At 40.6% G+C, this 23,304-nt stretch carries 22 protein-coding genes and 3 pseudogenes; 18 read left to right on the top strand and 7 right to left on the bottom strand.

The genetic code is table 11. The features are described 5' to 3' along the window. Positions 1–175: 175 nt before the first annotated feature. Complete coding sequence (locus V7K69_RS26810; RefSeq protein ID WP_335040072.1) at positions 176–550, top strand: hypothetical protein; 375 nt, start codon at positions 176–178, stop codon at positions 548–550. 88 nt (positions 551–638) lie between these two features. Here the strand turns inward: V7K69_RS26810 and V7K69_RS26805 are convergent, their stop codons facing one another. From V7K69_RS26805 to V7K69_RS26795, 3 genes are read right to left on the bottom strand one after another with little or no spacing between them, the layout of a single operon-like run. Further along, positions 639–1,073: a PIN domain-containing protein gene (locus V7K69_RS26805; RefSeq protein WP_335040068.1), complete on the bottom strand. Its 435-nt coding sequence runs from the start codon at positions 1,071–1,073 to the stop codon at positions 639–641. Then, positions 1,073–1,300 (bottom strand): hypothetical protein, encoded by a 228-nt coding sequence (locus V7K69_RS26800; protein WP_335040066.1) that lies wholly within the window; start codon positions 1,298–1,300, stop codon positions 1,073–1,075. Before V7K69_RS26800 ends, V7K69_RS26805 begins: the two co-directional genes overlap by 1 nt. Before the next feature lie 46 nt (positions 1,301–1,346). Continuing rightward, positions 1,347–2,516, bottom strand: coding sequence for a cysteine desulfurase family protein (locus V7K69_RS26795; RefSeq protein WP_335040064.1), 1,170 nt, complete (start codon positions 2,514–2,516; stop codon positions 1,347–1,349). 218 nt (positions 2,517–2,734) lie between these two features. Here V7K69_RS26795 and V7K69_RS26790 point away from each other — a divergent pair, with 218 nt between their 5' ends. After that, the gene (locus V7K69_RS26790) at positions 2,735–4,411 is read left to right on the top strand and encodes a DUF655 domain-containing protein (RefSeq protein WP_335040062.1); all 1,677 of its coding nucleotides are present in this window, start codon (positions 2,735–2,737) and stop codon (positions 4,409–4,411) included. A gap of 80 nt (positions 4,412–4,491) precedes the next feature. Here the strand turns inward: V7K69_RS26790 and V7K69_RS26785 are convergent, their stop codons facing one another. After that, positions 4,492–5,577, bottom strand: a complete 1,086-nt coding sequence (locus V7K69_RS26785; protein WP_335040060.1) for a glycosyltransferase family 4 protein — start codon at positions 5,575–5,577, stop codon at positions 4,492–4,494. Between the two features lie 695 nt (positions 5,578–6,272). Between V7K69_RS26785 and V7K69_RS26780 the strand changes: the two genes are divergently transcribed. The 4 genes from V7K69_RS26780 (at position 6,273) to V7K69_RS26765 (ending at position 9,930) form a co-directional block, all read left to right on the top strand. Then, a complete protein-coding gene (locus V7K69_RS26780) occupies positions 6,273–7,076 on the top strand; it encodes an ABC transporter permease (protein ID WP_335040058.1) in 804 nt (267 codons plus the stop codon). A 320-nt stretch (positions 7,077–7,396) separates the two neighbouring features. Continuing rightward, entirely contained in the window at positions 7,397–9,235 is a 1,839-nt protein-coding gene (locus tag V7K69_RS26775; protein ID WP_335040056.1) for a bifunctional serine/threonine-protein kinase/formylglycine-generating enzyme family protein, read from the top strand. A gap of 26 nt (positions 9,236–9,261) precedes the next feature. Beyond that, positions 9,262–9,723, top strand: coding sequence for a hypothetical protein (locus tag V7K69_RS26770; RefSeq protein ID WP_335040054.1), 462 nt, complete (start codon positions 9,262–9,264; stop codon positions 9,721–9,723). 54 nt (positions 9,724–9,777) lie between these two features. After that, entirely contained in the window at positions 9,778–9,930 is a 153-nt protein-coding gene (locus V7K69_RS26765; RefSeq protein WP_335040052.1) for a hypothetical protein, read from the top strand. 69 nt (positions 9,931–9,999) lie between these two features. Here the strand turns inward: V7K69_RS26765 and V7K69_RS26760 are convergent, their stop codons facing one another. Then, positions 10,000–11,541, bottom strand: a complete 1,542-nt coding sequence (locus tag V7K69_RS26760; RefSeq protein ID WP_335040050.1) for a phytoene desaturase family protein — start codon at positions 11,539–11,541, stop codon at positions 10,000–10,002. A 218-nt stretch (positions 11,542–11,759) separates the two neighbouring features. Between V7K69_RS26760 and V7K69_RS26755 the strand changes: the two genes are divergently transcribed. From V7K69_RS26755 to V7K69_RS26735, 5 genes and pseudogenes are all read left to right on the top strand, one after another. Then, positions 11,760–12,608 (top strand): prohibitin family protein, encoded by an 849-nt coding sequence (locus V7K69_RS26755; RefSeq protein WP_012409195.1) that lies wholly within the window; start codon positions 11,760–11,762, stop codon positions 12,606–12,608. A gap of 197 nt (positions 12,609–12,805) precedes the next feature. After that, a complete protein-coding gene (locus tag V7K69_RS26750) occupies positions 12,806–13,222 on the top strand; it encodes a DUF1824 family protein (RefSeq protein ID WP_335040047.1) in 417 nt (138 codons plus the stop codon). Positions 13,223–13,293: 71 nt separating this feature from the next. Next, complete coding sequence (locus V7K69_RS26745; RefSeq protein ID WP_335040045.1) at positions 13,294–15,225, top strand: ABC-F family ATP-binding cassette domain-containing protein; 1,932 nt, start codon at positions 13,294–13,296, stop codon at positions 15,223–15,225. Positions 15,226–15,475: 250 nt separating this feature from the next. Continuing rightward, a pseudogene (locus tag V7K69_RS26740) lies at positions 15,476–16,162 on the top strand (caspase family protein); the annotation flags it as partial. Positions 16,163–16,726: 564 nt separating this feature from the next. Continuing rightward, a pseudogene (locus V7K69_RS26735) lies at positions 16,727–17,113 on the top strand (Clp protease N-terminal domain-containing protein); the annotation flags it as partial. A 152-nt stretch (positions 17,114–17,265) separates the two neighbouring features. On the opposite strand, the gene V7K69_RS26730 reads toward V7K69_RS26735, so the two are convergent. Next, a complete protein-coding gene (locus V7K69_RS26730; protein WP_335040043.1) occupies positions 17,266–17,424 on the bottom strand; it encodes a hypothetical protein in 159 nt (52 codons plus the stop codon). A 174-nt stretch (positions 17,425–17,598) separates the two neighbouring features. Between V7K69_RS26730 and V7K69_RS26725 the strand changes: the two genes are divergently transcribed. Both V7K69_RS26725 and V7K69_RS26720 read left to right on the top strand, forming a co-directional pair. Continuing rightward, positions 17,599–17,853 (top strand): UPF0175 family protein, encoded by a 255-nt coding sequence (locus V7K69_RS26725; RefSeq protein WP_335040041.1) that lies wholly within the window; start codon positions 17,599–17,601, stop codon positions 17,851–17,853. Next, positions 17,846–18,331 carry a DUF3368 domain-containing protein gene (locus V7K69_RS26720; RefSeq protein ID WP_335040039.1) on the top strand — a complete coding sequence of 162 codons (486 nt, stop codon included), beginning with the start codon at positions 17,846–17,848 and terminating at the stop codon, positions 18,329–18,331. The genes V7K69_RS26725 and V7K69_RS26720 overlap by 8 nt, the downstream gene beginning before the upstream one ends. A 350-nt stretch (positions 18,332–18,681) precedes the next feature. On the opposite strand, the pseudogene V7K69_RS26715 reads toward V7K69_RS26720, so the two are convergent. Beyond that, positions 18,682–19,377, bottom strand: a pseudogene (locus V7K69_RS26715) (phytochelatin synthase family protein); the annotation flags it as partial. 115 nt (positions 19,378–19,492) lie between these two features. On the opposite strand from V7K69_RS26715, the gene V7K69_RS26710 reads away from it, so the two are divergent. The 5 genes from V7K69_RS26710 (at position 19,493) to V7K69_RS26690 (ending at position 23,107) form a co-directional block, all read left to right on the top strand. Continuing rightward, on the top strand, positions 19,493–19,804 hold the full coding sequence (locus V7K69_RS26710) for a hypothetical protein (RefSeq protein ID WP_335040037.1): 312 nt from the start codon (positions 19,493–19,495) through the stop codon (positions 19,802–19,804). Between the two features lie 146 nt (positions 19,805–19,950). Next, on the top strand, positions 19,951–20,346 hold the full coding sequence (locus V7K69_RS26705) for a hypothetical protein (RefSeq protein ID WP_114085936.1): 396 nt from the start codon (positions 19,951–19,953) through the stop codon (positions 20,344–20,346). A 471-nt stretch (positions 20,347–20,817) separates the two neighbouring features. Then, positions 20,818–21,576 carry an ATP-binding cassette domain-containing protein gene (locus tag V7K69_RS26700; protein WP_012409202.1) on the top strand — a complete coding sequence of 253 codons (759 nt, stop codon included), beginning with the start codon at positions 20,818–20,820 and terminating at the stop codon, positions 21,574–21,576. Continuing rightward, entirely contained in the window at positions 21,573–22,205 is a 633-nt protein-coding gene (locus tag V7K69_RS26695; protein ID WP_163927431.1) for an ABC transporter permease, read from the top strand. The genes V7K69_RS26700 and V7K69_RS26695 overlap by 4 nt, the downstream gene beginning before the upstream one ends. Then, on the top strand, positions 22,205–23,107 hold the full coding sequence (locus tag V7K69_RS26690; RefSeq protein WP_335040026.1) for a glycine betaine ABC transporter substrate-binding protein: 903 nt from the start codon (positions 22,205–22,207) through the stop codon (positions 23,105–23,107). Before V7K69_RS26695 ends, V7K69_RS26690 begins: the two co-directional genes overlap by 1 nt. Positions 23,108–23,304: the final 197 nt, after the last annotated feature.

Here is a 23,304-nt window from a genome sequence, read left to right as displayed (position 1 = left end):
ATTCATCGGTTCAAACTGCTGAAATACTTACTATGTATACATTTTATCAGTTTTAAGCTCCGGTTTTTTCTGAGTTTGTGAGAAATCCGGGTTTAACTATAAAGCTCTATATCAAAAAGATTGGTTATACTTTTGGAAAAGCAATTTCTTTATATATACTACCAGTATAGTATTAATGGGGATTTTTTTGATTTGGTATGAAAGAGAATTAAAAAATGTATATTTCAAGCAAAAAGACAAAAAAATCCTTAATGCACTTGAAAAAAGACTTTCTCAGCCAGGAGCAATAGATGAATTAAGGCAGAAAAATCTACCAAACGAAATAGTAGATTTTCTTGTGATAATAAATAATAAAGTTAGCAACGAATGGATTGACAAGGTTATGTCAGAATATTTAAGTGAAGAATTATCTCAGCCAGGAAAAATCGATGAATTAAAGCAATGGGAACCTTCAAAAATTGCAGAACTTTTAGTCAAAATTGAGCGCGAATTTCATTGGGCAAATACTCCTTGGTGGAAGAGATGGTATTCTGGTATTCCCAAGCCTTAGCAAAGTAGGTCAGGATATGTAGAGAGAAAACAACGTAGATTGAAGCAAGAGCAATAGCCGATCGCACTTCTTTGTGATGCTGAAACGACTAATCCTGCGTCTTCTCAACTGGCCCAAGCTGCTCTAATAGCTGACGCACTGACAAAACAGGTATAGCTGAATTGGAAAACCCTTGCAAATCACGAGTAATGATCGCGTCTAAACTCTGAGCGACTGCACAATAAATTTGTACCGCATCCTCAAAATCAGCTAAACCAGATGCAAAAGCTGCTTCTAAAATAGCCCGATTTACAGAGCAAATAACTAAAACCGCCAGTATGGTTGAAACTGCCTGTCTAGCAAGTTCAACACTTTGAGTCTGTCTGCGGGCGATGTAGAAAATATCAGTGAGTGTTGTTGCAGTCACGTATCCAACCACTTGTCCAGAATCGATCAAATTAAACAGAGCTTTTGCATCTTGCAAAAACGGTTCTCGGTCTAGCAAATAATCTAGAATGATGTTGGTATCAATCAAAACTCTCACTAAAGATATTTCTCCACCCGACGCTCTTCTAGCATGAACTCCACTTGTTCATCAGTCGGCGCTGGCTTGTCAGTCTTCAATAAACCTTTCATCTGCTTGATGATGCGCGATCGCTCAGGTGGTTGGGTTGGAACATCTTGCAAGGATTCAATAATCGCACGGACGAGTTCAAGGCGATCGCTCGCTGGCAGTTGACGGGCTTGCTCTTTAAGCTCTTGCAGGGACATAGAAAACACTTCGACAAATGCTGTATCTAAATTTTAGTATGAGCTATCAACGCTTAACTAAAGATAAATCCGGTGTTAGCCTTTGCAAAACTTGCTTCAATACCATTACCGTCCAATCTATATCGGCTTCAGTGGTATCACGCCCCAATGTGATGCGAATTCCCCCCAAAGCGGCTTTTTCGGAATAGCCCATCGCTAACAATATCGGGCTTGGGCTAAGTTTACCACTGTGACAGGCAGCACCAGAACTAATGCCGATGCCTGCAAGGTTTAACTGTCGTACCAAGGTTTTACCGCTCAATTTTTTACCATCGGCGTTTTCTAAGCACATACTCACATGGTGAGGTAAACGATCGCAGCTATCCCCTGTAGGAATTAAACCAGGAATCTCAGCTAGTTGGGCAAAAGCGCGATCGCGTAACTCAATTAATCGTGGTGTTTCTGTAACCAATTCTTGCGCTGCTAATTCTGCTGCTACACCAAACCCGGCAATTATCGGTACTGCTTGCGTACCAGAACGCAGCCCCATTTCTTGCCCACCACCACCTAGTAAGGGCATCAATTCCACACTAGGACGCACATACAACGCCCCTACACCTTGGGGGCCATAGATTTTATGACTAGAAAGGCTAAGTAAGTCTACTGGGAGTTGTTGCACATCTATGGGTAAACGTCCCGCAGCTTGCACCGCATCTGTATGGAACAAAGCACCATGCGATCGCATAATTTTACCCAATGCTGCGATCGGTTGCACTGTCCCTACTTCACTTTGACCGTAAATTATGGAAACTAAAACTGTGTTATGTCGCAACGCCGCCTTTAAATCCAAGGGATTGACTCTACCTTTAACATCTACAGACAAGCGCGTAACTTCCCAACCCCACATTTCTAGCAACTTTACTGTTTCAGAAATTGCGGAATGCTCGACGCTGGAAATAATTAGATGTTGAGGAACAGCATATAACCGAGCCACACCCATAATCGCTAAATTATTTGCCTCAGTGCCACCAGAGGTAAAAACGATCGCTTCAGGACTGACGGCGTTAATTAAACCAGCCACTTGAACTCTGGCTTGTTCCACAACCGTTGCAGCCCGTTGTCCCCACTCATGTAAGCTGGAGGGATTGCCCCACTGTTGAGTCAGGACTGTTTGTATAACTGCGATCGCTTCTTGTCGAGTGGGAGTAGTAGCGCTGTAATCTAGATAAATTTGCATATAGCCGATAATAGTGAGAACACACTTTGGTAATAGGCTGGCGATCTTTTCAGAAGATGCAGTTTACCTGGATAAATCCTGAAAAAAATCTTGGTAATTCTGCATCTAGGAGTGAATTTTTCCCTTTGTTTGGAAAGTTATTTTTCTAATTAATTTAGAATACAAAATTTTGGGAATGATAAATCTATCCACTCCCAATCCACTTTTAACAGATTACAGTGCAACTTATCTTTAGACAAAGATATTTTTCATATATCTTTTTACTAATATTCTCCCTCGCTGGTTGTCAACGAGTCCAGTCTTTCAATCAGCGTCCAGCACCTTTACCACAAGACCCTTTAGTTCAAGTCTACTTTAACCATTCTGAGTCTTCAGAATACAAAGAAGCTTACCGTCAGCAAACTCGCTTGGGGGATGATTTAGAAAAACAAATTGTCAATGCTATTATGCACGCTGAATCTACGATTGATGTGGCAGTGCAAGAATTACGTTTACCCAAAGTTGCCCAAGCACTGGTTGATAGACAAAAAGCTGGGGTAAAAGTCAGGATAATTTTAGAAAATAACTACAGCAGACCTTGGAGTAGTTTAACATCTGCTGAAGTAACTAAGTTAGATAAAAGGGAACAAGAACGCTACAACGAATTTCGCAAATTTATCGATATTAACCAAGATAATCAACTCAGCCCGGCAGAAATCAATCAAAGAGATGCTTTGATAATTTTGCAGAATGCTAAAATTCCCTGGATAGACGATCGAGCAGATGGTTCAGCAGGTAGCAGCTTGATGCACCATAAATTTGTGATTGTAGATAATCGCATTGTAATTATCACTTCAGCGAATTTTACGTTAAGTGATACTTATGGTGATTTCACAAATTCCAATACTTTAGGCAATGCCAATAACTTATTGCAGATTGACAGCCCAGAATTAGCATCTTTATTTACAGAAGAGTTTAATATTATGTGGGGAGATGGGCCAGAAGGTAAGCCAGATAGTCGATTTGGGTTACAAAAACCGATGCGTTCGCGTAGCGTGTCTGAAGGACACTCGCCTAAAAAAATTAGATTAAATCAAACCACAATTACTGTGCAATTTTCGCCAACTTCTCCGACTGAACCCTGGAGTAACAGTAGTAATGGCTTAATTGGTAAAACTTTAGATTCAGCAACCAAATCTGTTGACATGGCCTTATTTGTCTTTTCCGATCAGCGACTTGCCAATATCTTAGAAAATCGCCATCAACAAAACGTACAAATTCGCGCTTTAATTGAACCACAATTTGCATATCGTCCGTACAGTGAAGCCTTAGATATGATGGGAGTTACTCTCAGTAATAAATGTAAATATGAAGTTGATAACAATCCTTGGCAAAATCCCATTACTACTGTAGGTGTACCTGTGTTACCCAAAGGCGATTTATTGCATCACAAATTTGGTGTAATAGATAGCCAAACAGTAATTACAGGTTCTCATAATTGGTCAGATGCTGCCAATAATGGTAATGATGAGACACTTGTAGTAATTGAAAATCCCATAGTTGCGGCTCACTATGTGCGAGAATTTGCTCGTCTTTATGCCAAAGTTAAACCCGGCTTACCACCGGCAATTCAAGAAAAGGTGAAATTAGAACAAACACGCTGTCCCCAGATAAAAAGTTCTTCATCAAGTGAAGTACAAGCAATTAAACAAATAAATATTAACACTGCAAGTTTAGAAGAATTAGAAACTCTCCCTGGCGCGGGTAAGAAGTTAGCACAACAGATAATTCTTAGCCGTCAACAGCAAAAATTTACATCTTTACAAGACTTAGAAAGAGTTCCAGGGGTTAAAGCGAAGACATTGGAAAAATGGCGCGTAGGCGTAGCCCGTCGTAGACATCGCGTGATTTGGTAGCAGTCTTTGTTTAAAGAATAAGATCCCCGACTTCTCAAAGAAGTCGGGGATCTGGGACAGGGGATTCTGTGGCATACAAATTAAATGCGATCGCTACTTAAACTAATCAAACTGCGTGAATGCCCATTCCGAGAAAATCGTTCTGCTATTATTTTTTGATAAACCGCTTCATAGCCATCAGTCATTTGCTCAACGCTGAAAAGGTCTTCGACATATTGGCGGCAAGTATAGCGGTCTAACTCTATTACCCGATCCACAGCACTGATGCACTCTTGAAGATTATTGCAGAGGAAACCCGTCTTACCGTGGGAAATTACCTCTTCAGTAGACCCCAACTTCATCGCAATCACTGGCGTACCCGAAGCCATTGACTCAACCATCACTAATCCAAAGGGTTCCCGCCAAGTAATGGGGAATAGAGTTGCAAATGCGCCTCCCATGAGAGCATTTTTTTGAGCATGATTAGCTTCACCCAAATACTGAATTTGCTCTCCGTCAATGTGCGGTTTGATTTCCTTTTCAAAGTATTCCACATCAACGACATCTACCTTACCTGCCATTTTCAAGCACCAACCTGCTTGTTTTGCAATTTCTATTGCTAAATGCGCTCCCTTTTCAGGAGACATCCGACCTAAAAACGCTAGGTAGGGAGGATCTTCTGGTTGGGCGTGAAAATTATAACTGCTGACATCAATTCCGTTGTAGACCGTTGCTAGATAGTTCAACCCTAACCTTTGTTCTCGTTGTGCATCAGAAATACTAACGTAGGGTTGTTTTTTACCAAAACTAAACATCTTTTCGTTGTCAGGGGTGAAAATACCGTGCAACGTGTGAACTGTAGGAGTTGTGACGAGATTTGCGTAAGCTAGCGCCCCACATCCTATATGGGAGTGAATAATATCAAATTCTTCTGCGCGTTCATACACTGAAGCGAGATTCAGCATTTCATAAACACTGTAATCTTTGATAGTGCGATCGAGTCTGAGGGCACGGGGATGAACTGACACAAGTTTTGCCAGACTGATAGAATCTCCCGATGCAAATAAAGTTACTTCATGTCCGCGTCGGACTAACTCATCGGTTAGTAATCCCACTACTAACTCTATACCACCATAAGCTGGAGGTGGAACTCTTTCCCATAATGGAGCTACTTGAGCAATTCTCATCACAAACCTCCTAAAAAATAAAGCTAGAATTAAAAGTTTTTATTTCTGTTGTCGTAGTGCTTGTAATTGATTCACTTGGCATCAGAAAGTAACTTCAGATACTAAACTTACTAACAATTTCCTTTAAATCTTATGCTGTTTTTTCTATATTCCTTGTCTATCCTAGTACGGAAATTACCCACTCCTAAAGAGGTAAATACATTCCTATATATTAATTTTTAATTGTTTGGTGTAATTTTAAATATAGACTTTTTGATTAACAATAATTTCATAAAAACGCCAAAACTCACTTTAAATAGTCATATTAGACGATAAATATCCAATTTAGGTTATCAAATATCGGATTTACAAATATTAATTAAATAATAAAACCTATAGGCACTCTTTGGACGGCTTTCCGTACTCTAAAAGATAAACTGTAGCCGTCCAAAAGACAGATTTCGATAAATTAGGTATTTTGAAATCAAAAACAGCAATTTTGTTAGAAGTTCTATCCAAGTTTTTCAAGGTAACAATCAATCCTGTTCCTATTAACCTTATTTAAAGGCAATAGGAAGTCACGAGAATTTAATTTTTCTACCTCCATAAGTTAGATTCTCTAGTAGTCCAGAGGGAGAAAATAGAGTTAATTTATTGACTTATTACATTAAATGTGATATTTTGTATTGCTATCAATAAAAATCATATATATAAACGTGAATATCTCTCCATCTCTCAAAAAACCGCGTGTCTCATGGCAAGCGGTTTTCTCACTAGTAATATTTGTGTTCATGTACCTGCCTATACTGGTACTTGGCTTTTATAGCTTCAATCAGTCACCCTATAGCGCAACTTGGCAAGGATTCACTCTCGATTGGTATCGCAAGTTATTCAGCGACGATCGCATTTTATCAGCCTTGCAAAACAGTATGATCGTTGCTGGTTGTGCAGTTGGGGTTTCAGCCGTACTGGGAACTTTGATGGCCGTTGGGTTAGCACGTTACGAATTTCCTGGCAAGAAATTGTATCGGGGTATTGCTTACTTACCATTGATTATTCCCGATATTGCGATCGCAGTGGCAACCCTAGTTTGTTTAGCCGCCTTTGCCATACCCCTAAGTTTGTGGACGATAGTTGCAGCGCATATCGTGTTTTGTCTAGCTTACGTCGGACTTGTAGTTGCTTCACGACTTACCAATTTAGATCCCCATTTAGAAGAAGCAGCACTAGATTTAGGCGCTACACCAACCCAAGCTTTCATTCAAGTATTATTACCTCAACTGATGCCTGGTATTTTGGCTGGTTGTCTTTTGGCTTTTGTCCTCAGCTTAGACGACTTTCTTATTTCCAGCTTTACTGCGGGTAGCGGTTCTAACACCCTGCCAATGGAAATTTTTAGCCGGATTAGAACAGGAGTCAAGCCTGATATTAACGCTTTGAGCGTCATGTTGATTTCAGTATCTGCGATCGTTGCTTTTATAGCTGAATTAATTCGCGCTTCTGGAGAAAATAAAAGCTAAAAATAAAACTTGTAATTAATAATCAAAATTATGGATAACTTGGTTCTCCGTGAACTTTTTTGGATGGCAAAAAAAGCTATATTTCAAGAGACGTTGCAATGTAAACTCCTCTACATTCTTCATACTTATGTATTTGTATTTACCAATAGTTAAAAACGTCCCAACATAAATAAATATATAAAATTTATTCATCTTTTTGTTTTCGTGTTGAAAGAAGTTTTAGCACATGAATAAATTTCAGTGTTCGCTTCTCTACATAACTGTTTTCAATTAGATAATATTGGGGCTAACTTTGGAGAAAATGCTATTTCCCCCTCATTATGCAAATCTGCCAAAATCCCAATTGCTCAAATCCATTCAACTCTGCTAGCAATAGATTTTGCGTGAGTTGCGGACAAAGCAACTTTGGCAAACTTCTAAGAAGCCGTTACCGCGTATTAAGACTCTTAGGTGAAGGTGGATTTAGTAGAACATATTCTACAGAGGATGTAGACAGACTAAACGCGCCTTGCGTTATCAAGCAATTTTTCCCCCAATTTCAGGGAACCGGACAACGCACCAAAGCAGCAGAATTTTTTAAAGAAGAGGCTTTTCGGTTGTATGAACTAGGAGAAAATCACACCCAAATTCCTAGATTACTAGCTTATTTTGAGCAAGGTGCTAGTTTGTATCTTGTCCAAGAATTCATTCAAGGAAAAACTCTCTTACAAGAAGTTCAGCAGCAAATCTATGGTGAAAAACAGATTTGGGAACTTTTAGCTGATTTATTGCCAGTTCTGGAATTCATTCATGCCCATAACGTCATTCATCGAGATATCAAACCAGAAAATATTATCCGCCGTGCAAGTGATCAAAAACCCGTATTAATTGACTTTGGCGGTGCTAAACAGGTAACACAAACCAGTTTAGGAAGACAAGCGACAGTAATTTATACCCTTGGTTATGCCCCAACTGAACAAATGGCTGGATTTGCTTGTCACGGCAGTGATTTGTATGCTTTGGGTGTAACTTGTGTGCGTCTTTTAACTAGATGTTTGCCTTTGCAGGATGCTTCTGGACAGGTTAATGACCCTATTTATGATGCCATGAATGCTAAATGGTTGTGGCGCGAAAAATTACAAGAAAACGGTATTACTATTAGCGACGACTTAGGAAGAATTTTAGAGAAATTACTAAAGCATCTACCCAGTGAAAGATATCAAACAGCAGTAGAAGTTATCAACGATTTGAAATTTGCAACATCTAATATTGAACCTGTTGCTCTCAAAATTGTTTCGATGTCTCAACCTATATTACCGCCGCTACCACAAAAAATAATAGTACCATTACCTCCCTTAGAAACTTTTGAATTTGACGTAGTGACAGTAGACACAGGTGGTAGAGAAGTAAACCGCATGAGTGGTAATGCCAACTTCTTTGCGGAAGAATTGGGTAAATCTGTCACCTTAGGAATGGTATCGATTCCTGGCGGTACTTACATGATGGGTTCACCGGAGTTTGAAGGAGATGCTGATGAACGTCCTCGGCATAAAGTTACCGTCGAACCATTTTTTATGGGAAAATTTCCCGTAACTCAAGCACAGTGGAGAGTAGTAGCAGCTTTACCCAAAATAAAACAAGCTTTAAATCCCAATCCATCAAAATTTAAAGGTTTAGATAGACCAGTAGAAAATGTATCTTGGTATGAGGCTGTAGAATTCTGTCTCAGACTATCAGCAAAAACTGGGCGCGACTATCGTTTACCTAGTGAGGCTGAATGGGAATATGCTTGTCGGGCTGGAACTACAACATCTTTCCACTTTGGCGAAACCATTACCTCTGAGTTAGTCAGTTGCACTATTGAAACAGCAAGCAAATTTCGTAGAGAAACAACTAACGTCGGTAGTTTTGAAGTCGCCAACGCCTTTGGATTATACGATATGCACGGGCTAGTTTGGGAATGGTGCGCTGACTCGTGGCACAACAATTACAGCGATGCACCTTCAGATGGAACAGCTTGGGAAGTTGGCGGTGATATTAATCGCCGAGTGCTACGTGGTGGTTCTTGGAGTTTCAATGCCGAACTGTGTCGCAGCGCCAGCCGTAGCTGGAATGAGTCAGACGGTGGACTGAGGGTTTGTGGCTTTAGAGTAGTATTTTCTGTAGAGGAGATTATTTAGCAATTTATTTCTAGGCTGTAGTAATTATGAAAGACAAAATTGAGAAAGGTGACATAGTAATTATTAATAAAAGTGGAAAATATTACAACCAAGTGGGTGAAGTTAGTGGCATTGATTACAATATTTTCTTCGTCAAAATAGTGGTAGTGAAGTTAGGCAATCAAGAAGAAACATTTGAGGAGAAAGATTTACAATTACAAACTAAAAAACCGAGTATTGAAGAAGTCGTCGCATCTATAGACCAAATTTTAGAACAAGTTGAGCAAATTATTAACTTGCCAACAAAAGAGAAAATAGAGTTACCCAACCGTCTGAAATATCTTAAATTAGATATTCCTAAATTAGATAAACAGGTAATTCAAAAAAACTTTGACAGTATAGATAAAACACTCGCAGCAGCAAGAGAAGCAGACTCTTTAGCAAGCTTTTGGCAAGAGATAGATCCTAATTTAGAGAAAATAAGCTGGTGGGTTAGAACAAGTCTGTAAATCGACAAGGAAGTCAGAGAGAATAAATCACTTGTTCTCAGACTCTGCCTGGGAATGCCTAGTACATTCTTCGTAGAGACGGCGATTTATCGCGTCTCTCTAACGTACCAGTCTTTTAGACGCGATAAATTGCGTCTCTACATGAGGGCTTTCTGGCTTATCCCAAGTTTTGTAGATTGGGTACAGCGATCGCGTAAACCAACATAAATAAGGTGGTTATGTTGGGTTGCGTTTCACTGCACCCAACCTACATTGATAAATTTTATACTCCAAAAATTAAATGTATTTGATATCCTGAAGCATTGCTAAATGCTTATTAACTGGTGCAAGGGTATTGGCAGCAATCAGCCCACTAGCGGCGACTGCTGGTAAACCAATACCGGGAAACGTTGAGTCGCCACAGCACATCAATCCTGGTAGGGGTGTGCCGGGGCCAGGAAACATCCCAGTTCCAGCCTGAATTGCCGGGCCATAAGAACCTCGGTGACGACGAAGATAACGCTCGTGAGTTAGAGGTGTACCAACAAGTGTGACTTCGCAACGAGAGCGAATATCGGGAATTATCCGTTGTAGAGCTTGCCACATTACTTCTGCACGCGATCGCTTTTGTTCGGCATATTCTTGACTCCTTCTATCCATTCCTTGCCAGATAGAGTATGGTTCATTACCAGGTGTATAGACATGAATCACGTGTTTACCTGGTGGTGCTAAAGATGGATCGAGAACTGAAGGGATGGAAATCACCACTACATTTTGAGGTGCTGTTACGCCCAACTCCCAGTTATTGACTACGATGTAATGACACCGCAAATTTGACTGTAATCCTTGAGCATCGATGCCTAAATGCAGGTGCATAAAGCTATCACACTCAGGTGTAGCTTGTCGTTTGCTGCGGTACTGTTTAGGTATTGCCTTTTCTGGTAGTAACTTCAGTGTGTCCCAAACCGAGGCATTAGAAATTACTGCTCGTTTTGCGCGAATTTCGGAGCGATCGCGCAGACGCACACCCACCGCACGATTACCTTCTACAAGCACTTCTTCCACATGAGCGCCTAGCATCAGCTTCCCACCATGACGCTCTAATCCTTGTACAAGGCTGTCAACTAAAGCACCACTACCCCCAATTGGATATTCCAGGATTGCATCTGGGCGGTACCAGTCCGCAAACATAAATGCTACCTCTGCGGCGCTAGTACCATCTGCGGGCAATCCAGAAAGGAGAAAACACAGCAAATTTAGCCAGTTTCGGGTAAAAGAGTCTTTAACAACCCCATCCATAATCCGGCTGAAGGGGCCCGTCAGCTTAATTATATTCGCCACATTTTTTGTCAGAGATGGAAGAAACGGGCCCACAGTTCTAGCTGCACCAAAATCAAAGCGTAATGCGGCTGGTGGTATGGAAGTTGCAGCCCTAGCAAATGGTTCCATAACGCGCTGGAGTTCTTGCCATTCAGCAACAGCATCATCACCACAGAATTTCATCAGCACTTCACAAAATTGCTCTGCACCAACCGCCGTGTCAAAATCACCTTCTGGTAGACAACAACCCCAAGTATCGTAGGTGACGCATGGCAATTCAGAACCAATTGCATCTAACACTTGTCGCAAAGGGTTAGCAGAGGGGCTGTAAGATAGTCCAGAGTAGAGAGACGGGCCCGAGTCAAATTTGAAACCATTGCGCTCAAAACCATGAGCAGCACCTCCAGCAATGGAGTGGCTTTCGCAGACTATCACATCAAAGCCATACCGTGCCAAAAGAGCAGCACAACTCAAACCGCCAATACCGCTACCAATAACAACTATATCTGTGTTTTGCATATCCCTAATGTTTGCAACAATAAATTCAAACAGTTGTGGAAACTTGGATAATATCATCCGCTCCCCCATCCAGTAACCGCTCTAATTGGTTAATATCATCACTAAGGATGGACAATGGGGAATGGGGAATGGGGAATGGGGAATAATTATGCCCAATAATAAATGACAAATGACCAATGACAAATGACAAATGACAAATTCATATTGGAGAAAGGAATTTGAAAAATCAGCAATTCGGAAATTGGCAAACCACAGTTTTAGGAATTGTGTTAGCAACACTAGTGATTTTGGGACTAAATTCCTTTATCATTATTAACCCAGGAGAAGCAGGAGTGATCAGCATCTTGGGTAAAGCTAGAGATGGCGCTTTATTAGAAGGGATTCACGTTAAACCGCCTTTTATCTCAGTGATAGATGTGTATGATTTGACTGTTCAAAAATTTGAAGTGCCAGCCGAAAGTTCTACAAAAGATTTACAGAATTTATCTGCAAGATTTGCGATCAACTTTCGCCTCGATCCTATCAAGGTAGTTGAAGTTAGAAGAAAACAAGGAACATTAGCAAATATAGTATCAAAAATCATTGCACCTCAGACACAAGAAGCATTTAAAATTGCAGCAGCGAGAAGAACAGTAGAAGAAGCAATTACCAAAAGAAGTGAATTGAAAGAAGACTTCGATCAAGCGTTAGGCGATCGCTTAGACAAATATGGGATAATTGTGTTAGATACTAGCGTAGTTGATTTAGCATTCTCGCCAGAATTTGCCAGAGCAGTGGAAGAAAAACAAATTGCTGAACAACGGGCGCAAAGAGCCGTTTATGTAGCACGGGAAGCAGAACAAGAAGCACAAGCGGATGTGAATCGCGCCAAAGGTAGGGCAGAAGCTCAAAGGCTTTTAGCAGAGACACTCAAAGCCCAAGGAGGACAGTTAGTTTTACAAAAAGAAGCAATTGAAGCTTGGAAGAGTGGCGGCGCTCAAATGCCCAAAGTCCTCGTTATGGGTGGCGACTCAAAAAGCGGTGTACCTTTTATATTCAACCTGGGGAATGTCCCAAATCAACCGTAAGGAGTTGGCATTAGATAACAATCTCTCTATTATGGAATTTGCTCTGTTTTTCAGACAAATTCTCCAATACTTGGACGATTTGCAATCTAAAATCATTCATTGAACAAAGCCAAAGTCTAAAATCCAAAATAGTATAAGTTGGGCTAGTCCCAACTCAAACACAACAGAAAAACCAACAAGCTCATCAATCAAAGTTTATGTCAACCCCCAATCCTCACAATCTCACCGCCGAAGAAGCGAAAAAATTACTGAATAAATTTAACTGTCTAGACATCGCGCCTATTCTCAAGCCATCAGAAAAAGCAGTAATTCGTGATGCCCTAACTTTGGTAACTAAACTTGCTGATTATCAAATTTTAGGAATTTGTGCCGATACAGCAGAAGAAGGAATATTGGCTATGAAGACCTACTCTTTGGCTTTGGGTTATGAACCACCAAACAATTTGCTGACACCGGAAGGGCCAGTTTATATCAAATTAAACGGTAAAAATGGCTTGTGCTATCTTGATTCTTATGCTGGACATCATCGTGGAGTATTAGTATCTTGCCAGTCTTACCACGAAGACGGAATCAACGAAATGTATGGACATCTACCCTTGGATTTATTTGTATAGAATTCGGCGAATGTAGGTAAGGTATGTGCTTTACCTACTAACTAACGATCAATAAAAAATTACTAGATTTTATGAGTATTATTACACTCCAGTCGGTTAAAAAAGACTTTGGCATTAAAGAAGTTTTAAAAGATGCCAGCTTTAGCCTTGATGCTACCGATAAAGTTGGCTTAATTGGTACTAACGGTTCAGGGAAATCAACCCTATTAAAAATGATTGCCGGGTTAGAATCCATTGATAGCGGTCAAATTATAATTAACTCCGGTTCTAAAATCATCTACTTACCCCAGCAGCCAGATTTAGATGAAAATCACACAGTTTTAGAGCAGGTTTTTGCTGACAGTGGCGAACATACAGCTTTGGTGCGTGAGTATGAAGAACTATCAGATAAATTAGCTCACTATCCAGATGATAACCAACTGATGTCTCGCCTTTCTGCGGTGATGCAAAAGATGGATACAAATGATGCTTGGGAACTAGAAACTAATGCTAAAATCATCCTCACAAAATTAGGAATTTCTGACTTCGATGCCAAGATAGGCACTTTATCTGGAGGCTATCGTAAGCGCATTGCTTTAGCATCAGCATTGCTAGCAGAACCTGATGTTTTGCTTATGGATGAGCCAACAAACCATCTTGATGCTCTTTCTGTAGAATGGTTACAAAGTTATTTAAATCGCTATCGCGGCGCACTTTTTCTGATCACCCACGATCGCTATTTTTTGGATCGTGTCACCAATCGGATCGTAGAAATTGACCGAGGCGACATTTACACTTATTCCGGTAACTATTCATATTACCTCGAAAAGAAAGCTTTAGCTGAAGAATCTGCCGTCAGTAGTCAACGGAAACATCAAGGCTTATTGCGGCGTGAGTTAGAATGGCTCAAAAAAGGGCCAAAAGCTAGAAGTACTAAGCAAAAAGCTAGAATTGACCGCGCTCATGCTCTGCGGGATACTGAATTTAAAGAAGTTCAGGGTAAAGTTGATATTTCGACAGTTGGTCGTCGCATTGGCAAAAAAGTTATTGAATTAAATAACATTTCCAAAGCCTATAATGGACGCACCTTAATTAATAATTTCACCTACGAATTTAGTCCAGAAGACCGCATCGGTATCATCGGCGCTAATGGTGCGGGTAAATCTACTTTAATGGATATTATTACTGGTCAGATTCAGCCAGATTCAGGTGTTGCCGAAATTGGGACTACAATTCACATTGGTTATTTTGACCAACATTCTGAAGAATTGCTCACAGCCTTAAACGAAAATCAGCGCGTGATTGACTACATCAAAGAAGAAGGAGAATTTATCAAAATTACCGATGGGACTCAAATTACTGCCTCCCAAATGTTGGAGCGTTTTTTGTTTCCTGGTAATCAACAGTATGCCCCAATTAATAAACTTTCTGGTGGTGAAAAACGCCGTTTATTTCTGTTGCGGGTGTTGATGAGTGCGCCCAATGTCTTAATTTTAGATGAACCGACAAACGATTTAGATGTTCAGACTTTGGCAGTATTAGAAGATTATTTAGAAGATTTTGTCGGTTGTGTAATTGTAGTTTCTCACGATCGCTACTTTCTTGATCGCACCATCGACACAGTATTTTCCTTTGAAGAAGGCGGTAATCTGAGGCAATATCCAGGTAATTACTCGATTTATCTAGACTATAAGAAGGCTGAAGAGGCACAGCAGCAAGCTGCTAACGCTAAGGAGAAGCCGAAAAATGTCGAAGTTCAAAATAATGGTGCGGCTTCACCCAAGGATGGAGAGAATACCAAGCGGCGGAGATTATCCAATTGGGAGAAGAAAGAATTTGAGCAGTTAGAAGGTAAAATTGCCGAGTTAGAGGCTGAGAAAGAAGAAACCGAGAAAACCCTAGCGAATGTCTCACCGGGGAATTATAGCCAAGTTCAGAAACTGTATGATCATGTGGAAAAGCTCAAGCACGCGATCGATGTGGCGACTGAACGCTGGTTAGAATTGGCGGAGATGGAGTCTTAACGAGTATTTCATGTTTGGAAATATACCGGGCGATTAGAAATCGCGGCTATACAGACAAAACCCACCTGCGTGGGTTTCAAATGCTCAATTTTTTCTTAGTCCACGGATGTGGACTTTTCTTGTGTAGCGGCGAATTCTATTTCGCTTTAGCTACAGAGAAAAAAGACGAAGAAGCCAAAAGACTAAAGATTCTCCCTCTTCCCTCTTCCCCATTGAAATATATTTGTTTTTATTCGCACTCATTAGATACATGGCAAAGCTAGCATTGCTGATTGGAATTAGTGACTATCAACCAGGGTTAAATGCTTTACCTGGGGCTGTCCAAGATATAAAAGCAATGCAGCGAGTCTTACAGCACTCAGAAATGGGTGGTTTTGCCGATGCTGATATTACAGTACTGGGAAATCCTCCACGCCAGGTAATGGAAGAAGCAATTGAAACTTTGTTTTCTGGTCGTCAAAAAGATGACTTAGTATTGCTGTATTTCTCAGGACACGGTGTTAAAGATGAAGCTGGCAGATTATCTTTGACAAATAGCCAAACCCGTAAGAACCTTAAAGGCGAACTCATTCAAACTACCGCCACTACTGCTACCCTCATACATGGAATGATGGAAAATAGCCGTTCTCGGCGACAGGTAATTATTCTTGACTGTTGCTTTAGCGGTGCTTTTGCTGAAGGTATGAAAGCAAAAGATGATAACAGCATAGATATCAAGAATCAACTGGGAGGGGAAGGACGGGCGGTACTAACTTCTTCCACATCTACTCAGTATTCTTTTGAACAAGAAGGGTCAGACTTATCGGTTTACACCCGCTACATTGTGGAAGGTATTGAGAAAGGCGCGGCTGACACTGATAACGATGGCATGATTTCTGTAGATGAACTGCATGAATATGCCCGTAAAAAAGTGCAGGAAGCAGCTCCAGCAATGAAGCCAGAAATTTATGCTGTTAGGGAAGGCTTTAAAATTAAGTTAGCAAAAGCTCCTGTAGGCGATCCTCAATTAGAGTACCGTAAAGAAGTAGAGCGATGGGCTAGAGATGGTAAGATTTCGTCTGTGAGTCGCCGCATTCTCAAACGCCGGCAAAGTGAATTGGGTTTGTCAATTGAGATAGTAACCCAAATTGAAAACGAAGTTTTGGAACCTTACCACAAGTATCAAGAAAATCTCAAGGAATATCAAGAAGCGCTGGCTGAGGCGATACAAAACGAAGGGATTCTGAGCCAGCATACATTGGAGGAATTGAAGCATTTACAGCAACTCTTGCAACTTAGAGATAAGGATATTGATCTGATTGAAGTGCCGATAGCCATAAGGAAAGACACATTAAAACCATCTGAATCTTCTCACCAAAAGTCTATTGAGACCTTAATACAGAAAGAAGTAAAAAATCAATTAGTAAATATTAAATCTACAGAAATAAAACTAGCTGAACAGACAGAGTACAAAGACGAAGGTTTATTTCAACGTTTTACAGATAAAGCGATTAAGTCGATAATGTTAGGGCAGGAAGAATCGCGCCGTCTTGGTCATAATTTTTTTGGTACAGAACAAATACTCTTAGGACTGATTGGAGAAGGAACTGGTGTTGCTGCTCAAGTGCTGAAATTGAAAGGTATTAAGCTAGCAGATGCCCGTATAGAAGTAGAAAAAATTATTGGACGTGGTAGTGGTCTTGTAGCAGTAGAAATTCCCTTTACACAAAATGCAAAAAGAGTCTTAGAGTTATCTTTAGAAGAAGCTAGAGCACTTAATCACATTTATATTAGTACTGGCCACCTGCTTTTGGGTTCTATTAAATTAGAATACGGCGTATCAGTAAGGGTTTTGGAGAACTTGGGTGTTAATTTACAGAACTTAAGAGAACAAGTTTTGCATACGATTCACTTATCTGAAAGCAAAAATACACAATCTATATAAACCCAATACAGCAATCCCAACACCTTTGCGATCGCTTCTCTCTTTACGAGAGTTTTCTCTATGGGACGCTGCGCGAACGCTTAACTTGCATCGCATTTACAAACTCTCTCTGGTGTCTATGAGTTAGCGATCGCATTAGTCATAAAATCATCACAGAAATTGTCTAGACTGTCAATGAGCGATCGCCAAAGGTTATCTTTGGCAATAAGAACAATAGCGTTACCAATTTTTTTGATATAGGCTTCTGTGCCAGTGAGTTGAAAATCTTTCGGCAAAATAACAACTTGGTGTGTGCTATCAGTGCTGAGTATGGCGGTGTTTATTATACTTATTTTCTCTTGCCGTTGCTCATCGTTAAACTATAGCCCTTACGATTGGATATCATACACTACAATCCAGTATTATCGTAATAAACATCATAAAAACAAGCTACCAATTTAACTGAATTTATGACCATACAAATTAGCATTCAACTTCCAAATGATGCTTTTTCAGCACTCCGCACTAACCCAGAAACGTTTGTTCAAGAGATGCGTTTAGCTGCTGCTGTCAAATGGTATGAAGTTGGTACGCTTTCCCAATCTAAAGCTGCTGAAATTGCCGGAGTTAGTCGTCACCAATTCCTAGAAGCACTCCATCGCTATAATGTTTCACCTTTTCAAGTAACTCCTGAAGAATTAGCCCAGGAGTTAGCGCGTGACTAGACAATGGGTTGTAAATGCTTCTCCATTGATTGTACTGACTAAGATTAACCAAGTTCATTTGCTTTGGGAACTTTGTAGTCAAGTTGTCATTCCTAGCGGTGTTGTTCAAGAAATCTGCATTGCACCGGATAATGACCCTGCAAAACTCTGGATTTTGAATGAAGGAACTAGCTATATTCAAGATGTGGAACAAGTCGATCCAGTGATTGCTGCATGGGGTCTTGGTTTAGGAGAGAGTCACGTTCTTACCTGGATATATAACAATCCTGGCTATGAAGCAATTTTAGATGATCGCGCCGCAAAAACCGCAGCACTTGCTTTAGAGATTCCGGTGCGAGGAACTCTCGGTGTTATTCTGCTTGCAAAACGGGAAGGTAAGGTAGAAGCCGCTAAACCGATTTTTGAACAACTAATTCAAGTTGGTTTTAGAGTCAGTACACAAGTTTTGGAGTCAGCACTTAGACTTGTTGGTGAGTAGTGTATTAAATATGTAGATTTATCTTATAGGCAAAAAGCGATCGCATTTCTACAACACCCTACTAACTATCTCTCATAAACTGCGTAGTTTACCGCCGTAGGCATTGCTTACAAAAGTACCTACGCAGTCATATAGCGGTTATGAGTTGAGTACAATACAGACCTAACCCCCAGCCCCTTCCCTATAAGGGAAGGGGAGTAAGATTCAAAGCCTCTCTCCTTTTAGGAGAGAGGTTTGGAGAGAGGTCAAATTGTATTGCTTCCATTCGAGAACCGCTATATTCAGCATCAACATTTATTAGTTATCTTTCAGAAGTTATTTTAAAAATGGTTGGCTGTGATTCTAACTAATTATTCAGAATGAAGAGCATTCAAAGCAATTTCTGATGGATGAACCACTCCGTTATCTTTTAGATTAGCTTTCTCCAGCCTGCGAAGCACAATCATGCCACGAGAGCGATTTGACGAGGAATCTTTATCTACGCAAGCGGCATATATACGTTGAATTGGGCATTTCCAAAACCGGGTATACCGTTTAGGATTTGTATCTGCAATGGTTATTTCTTGAGTTTTCGGGTCATAGTCTGCCAATAAGGAAAAGTGACCACCTTCTAAACTAGGATTTTCATGGGCAATACGGGTATTGAAGTTAAGAATGTGGACATCAGTTTCATCACAAACGGCAGCTTCAACTTCACGGGTGAATGCTTCGAGCGTCATACTCGGTTTATCAAAATGCTCTACCCGAATGGACACAGGTATTCCTTTTTTTTCAAGGTAAGTTCGACAAGTATCGTAGGTTTCTGCTAACGTCATGCCATCATCTAAAACCGATGCGATCGGCAGTTGGGTAGCATAAAAAATCTCATCAACAGTCGTCAGATATCCCAATGCGGTAAAGGCATAGGCAATTGCAGTGACATTACAACAGTAGATGGGTTGTTGAAACTGATGTAGTTGAATGATTTCTAAATCTCGTTTAGAAATTTGAGCTAGATTATCAAGATCCATTTTTCTGCCTTTTTTAGATTTAGATATATCGATTAAATCAGGATTTACAGCTTTTTTGAAAACCGTGCTTGTATTATCTAGGACGCGCCATTAAAGACGCAAGGACAGTTAAGACAGTTAAGCAAATTTTTGAGGCATCCATTTAGACGCTTTGGTTTGCATCTACGTACAACAAACTGAAGCGGTGTTCCTCGTGCCGGGAGCGGTGTTCCTCGTGCCGGGAGCGGTGTTCCTCGTGCCGGGAGCAGTGTTCCTCGTGCCGGGAGTGGTCTTCCTCGTGACGGGAGCGTTCTTTCTCGTGACGGGAGCGGTGTTCCTCGTGACGGGAGCGGTGTTCCTCGTGACGGGAGCGGTGTTCCTCGTGCCGGGAGTGGTCTTCCTCGTGACGGGAGCGGTGTTCCTCGTGCCGGGAGTGGTCTTCCTCGTGACGGGAGCGGTCTTCCTCGTGTTGGGAGTGGTTTAACTTTTACTTTTTTATATTAATTAGATACCGAAAAATTACTGATATAAACCGAAAATTTTATAAGCAAAAACTGCGAGTTTTGCTGAACCGAAATGCAGTTTAATTAAGCCAAGCTAGCTCTAACAGCATCTTAAAGGAGTAATTTCATGTCTCGTCAAAAACGTACATCCCGCATTTTAGAAAAAGCTCAGTTAAGATCAGCTGGACTGAAATCGATTGTTCCAAGCATCAAATTTGACGAAAATTATAATCTGGAAAAACTGATTGAGTCAATTGAGCAGTTACGCAACAAACTTGATGTTTATAATACTGCTCTATCTGTGGTTGACTCTTCTAAAACTGAAATTGAAGAGATGGAAAAAAACTTGAGTCAGCTTTCTGAGAAGATGCTGATGGTGGTTGCAATCAAGTACGGCAAAGACAGCCGCGAATATGAGATGGCGGGCGGTGTTCGAAATAGCGATCGCATTCGCAAAATCAGATCAAGCCGCTTGAAAAATGTTGCAGAGCAAGCATCAGATGAAAATGCTAAAACTGCATAGAGGGGCTTAAATCTGTTATCTGACAAATTGGACGTTATATCCATTTAATATGAAGTTGCACATATCTTGATCCCCCTAAATCCCCCTTAAAAAGCAGGGCTGTTTCATTCGATCTCTTAAAGATTTTGTCAAGAGTATGAGTCAGAAATTTGCTTGATTGGGAAAAATAAAAGCTACCACATCAACGAGTAAATTTCAGTGTGAACGTGATTTTCTTACCCAATCAGATTTTTTAGTCACCTGACTTTTTTGCTTGAAACGCTTGTAAATCAGCGCCTTTTAGGGAATGAAACAGCCCTGCCTTAAAAAGGGGGACTTTGATAGATGTTTTTCCGGTTCCCCCCTTAAAAAGGGGGGCTAGGGGGGATCGAATTTTATGCAGCTTCATGAAAAATTGGTATTAGCACGCTAGCAAAATCAGCACATAATACATATAGTCAATAACAGGCTAGCGTCCACTAAAAGCCACTAATGCCGCAAAATAACCAAACCGCCGTTGAATTCCGCGATGTCACCTTTAGCCGCAATCATCGCCCCTTGGTGTCAAATCTCAACTTCAACATCCGCCAAGGAGAAGCACTAGTATTACTTGGGCGCAGTGGTAGCGGCAAAACCACCACAATGAAGCTAATTAATCGCCTATTCACACCTACACAAGGCGAAGTTTTATTTGATGGTATTCCCACAACTCAATGGGATGAAATTAAATTGCGGCGAAAAATTGGTTACGTCATTCAAGAAATTGGTTTATTTCCCCATTTTACAGTTGAACGCAATGTGGGTTTAGTCCCGGCTTTGGAAGGTTGGCAATCGAAACAAATAAAAACGCGGGTTTATGAGTTGTTGCAATTAGTGGGTTTAGAACCAGCACAATTTGCAGGGCGTTATCCGCACGAACTTTCGGGTGGACAAAGACAAAGAGTCGGGGTAGCCAGGGCTTTAGCCGCAGATCCGCCTGTGTTGTTGATGGATGAACCCTTTGGCGCACTCGATCCGATTACGCGGTTAGAACTGCAACAAGAGTTTCGGCGTTTGCAGCAAGAGTTAGGCAAAACTGTTGTGTTTGTCACCCACGATATTCAAGAAGCCTTGGTTTTGGCATCGAGAATTGGTTTAATGTATGGCGGAGAATTGGTAGTATTGGGGACAACAGATGAATTTATGCGATCGCAACACCCAGAAAGCCTAGCCTTTCTTAAATGTCTGCGTTCCTTCCAAGACAATTTATGAAAAATTTCTTCCTTGTTAAGTATGCCCCAGAAATTCTTCAGCATACTTTAGAACACTTGTTTTTAGTAGGCATCGCTATTGGAATTGCTATACTTATAGGCATTCCATTAGGTATTTTAATTACACGTAAAACTTATCTCCGCCAACCAATTCTCGGCATAGCGAATATCCTGCAAACTATTCCTAGTTTGGCTCTCTTTGGTTTACTCATTCCTGTTCCTATAATTGGCGGAATTGGGGCTGTACCAGCAATTGTTGCTTTGACTGTATATTCTTTGCTGCCGATAATTCGTAACACTTACACAGGGATTACTGGTGTAGATCCAGCGATTCGAGAGGCTGGGAGAGGTATGGGAATGACGGATAGACAATTGTTATTGCAAGTTGAGATTCCCTTGGCAATGGGGGTAATTTTAGCAGGTGTGCGAGTCGCAACGGTAATTGCTATTGGCATTGCAACCATTGCCGCTGCGATCGGGGCTGGTGGCTTGGGAGTCTTTATTTTTCGCGGTATATCAGTAGTTAACGATCAGTTAATTTTAGCTGGTGCAGTTCCGGCGGCGGTAATTGCATTATTGGCTGACTTTGCAATTGGCTGGTTGGAGAATAAATTAAAAATTAAAAATTAATGAAAAGATTTTTAGCATCGTGCTTTTTAGCTTTTAGTTTGTTATTACTAATCACTAGCTGTACACCAAATGTAAATAGTAGCAGCAATGGCAATATTATTGTTGCTTCCAAAGATTTTACTGAACAAGATATTTTAGGTGAATTTTTAGCACAGCAAATAGAGGCAACAACTAATTTAAAAGTATCTCGCCGTCCCCGTTTGGGTGGTTCTTTTGTTTGTCATAGCGCAATTACTACTGGCAAGATTGATGCTTATATTGAGTACACAGGTACAGCTTTTACGGGAATCTTAAAGCAAAAAGCAGTTAATGACCCTAAAGAAGTTTATGAAAGATTAAAACAAGCGTACTCCCAGCAATTCAATTTGGAAGTGATGCCAAGCTTGGGTTTTGAAAATACTTTTGCGATGATTGTCCGGGGTGATGATGCCAAACGCTACAATATTCAAACTCTCTCAGAAGCTACTCAATATACACCACAGTGGCGCGGTGGTTTTGGTTACGAGTTTTTAGAACGGGAAGATGGTTTTCCCGGATTAGCTAAAACTTACGATTTACGTTTTGCCAAATCTCCTCAAATCATGGACTTGGGTTTGATATATCGTGCTTTGATTCAAAAACAAGTAGATATGGTGGCGGGTAACTCCACTGATGGGCAAATTTCTCGCTTGGGTTTAGTTGTGTTAAAGGATGATAAACATTATTTTCCGCCTTACGAAACTGTGCCAATTGTTCGGCAAGAAATATTAAAAAAATATCCCGAATTAAGAACAGCGATCGCTTCAGTTGCTGGAAAGATTTCAGCAGATGAAATGCGGCAATTAAATTATCTGGTTGAGGGTGAATTACGTGATGTTAAAGATGTTGTCCAGGAGTTTCGCAAATCGAAGGGATTAAAATAATTCGTAATTCGTAATTCGTAATTAAGCGTTAGCGTCACGCACCCTACTACTCTGTCAAGTTTAAATTGTTCGTAGTAAGGACTTTAGTCCTTATCCTTTAAGAGGTTGTTTGAAAAGTGGTTGGCTGTGATTTTAGGCACTTATTGATCCCCCCTAACCCCCCTTAAAAAAGCTATCCATTAGTCACATCTTTCTTA

It is taken from the genome of Nostoc sp., assembly GCF_036917775.1.
Lineage (GTDB): Bacteria > Cyanobacteriota > Cyanobacteriia > Cyanobacteriales > Nostocaceae > Nostoc.
The sequence above is the reverse complement of the archived record's forward strand: the minus strand, read 5'-3'. Positions and strand labels throughout refer to the sequence as shown.

Coding starts and splice junctions, on each gene's coding strand:
- V7K69_RS26690 (WP_335040026.1), top strand. CDS start 22,205: ATGAAAAGATTTTTAGCATCGTGCTTTTTAGCTTTTAGTTTGTTATTA.
- V7K69_RS26760 (WP_335040050.1), bottom strand. CDS start 11,541: ATGCAAAACACAGATATAGTTGTTATTGGTAGCGGTATTGGCGGTTTG.
- V7K69_RS26705 (WP_114085936.1), top strand. CDS start 19,951: ATGTCTCGTCAAAAACGTACATCCCGCATTTTAGAAAAAGCTCAGTTA.
- V7K69_RS26725 (WP_335040041.1), top strand. CDS start 17,599: ATGACCATACAAATTAGCATTCAACTTCCAAATGATGCTTTTTCAGCA.
- V7K69_RS26800 (WP_335040066.1), bottom strand. CDS start 1,300: ATGTCCCTGCAAGAGCTTAAAGAGCAAGCCCGTCAACTGCCAGCGAGC.
- V7K69_RS26700 (WP_012409202.1), top strand. CDS start 20,818: ATGCCGCAAAATAACCAAACCGCCGTTGAATTCCGCGATGTCACCTTT.
- V7K69_RS26795 (WP_335040064.1), bottom strand. CDS start 2,516: ATGCAAATTTATCTAGATTACAGCGCTACTACTCCCACTCGACAAGAA.
- V7K69_RS26810 (WP_335040072.1), top strand. CDS start 176: ATGGGGATTTTTTTGATTTGGTATGAAAGAGAATTAAAAAATGTATAT.
- V7K69_RS26770 (WP_335040054.1), top strand. CDS start 9,262: ATGAAAGACAAAATTGAGAAAGGTGACATAGTAATTATTAATAAAAGT.
- V7K69_RS26765 (WP_335040052.1), top strand. CDS start 9,778: ATGCCTAGTACATTCTTCGTAGAGACGGCGATTTATCGCGTCTCTCTA.
- V7K69_RS26750 (WP_335040047.1), top strand. CDS start 12,806: ATGTCAACCCCCAATCCTCACAATCTCACCGCCGAAGAAGCGAAAAAA.
- V7K69_RS26785 (WP_335040060.1), bottom strand. CDS start 5,577: ATGAGAATTGCTCAAGTAGCTCCATTATGGGAAAGAGTTCCACCTCCA.
- V7K69_RS26745 (WP_335040045.1), top strand. CDS start 13,294: ATGAGTATTATTACACTCCAGTCGGTTAAAAAAGACTTTGGCATTAAA.
- V7K69_RS26775 (WP_335040056.1), top strand. CDS start 7,397: ATGCAAATCTGCCAAAATCCCAATTGCTCAAATCCATTCAACTCTGCT.
- V7K69_RS26695 (WP_163927431.1), top strand. CDS start 21,573: ATGAAAAATTTCTTCCTTGTTAAGTATGCCCCAGAAATTCTTCAGCAT.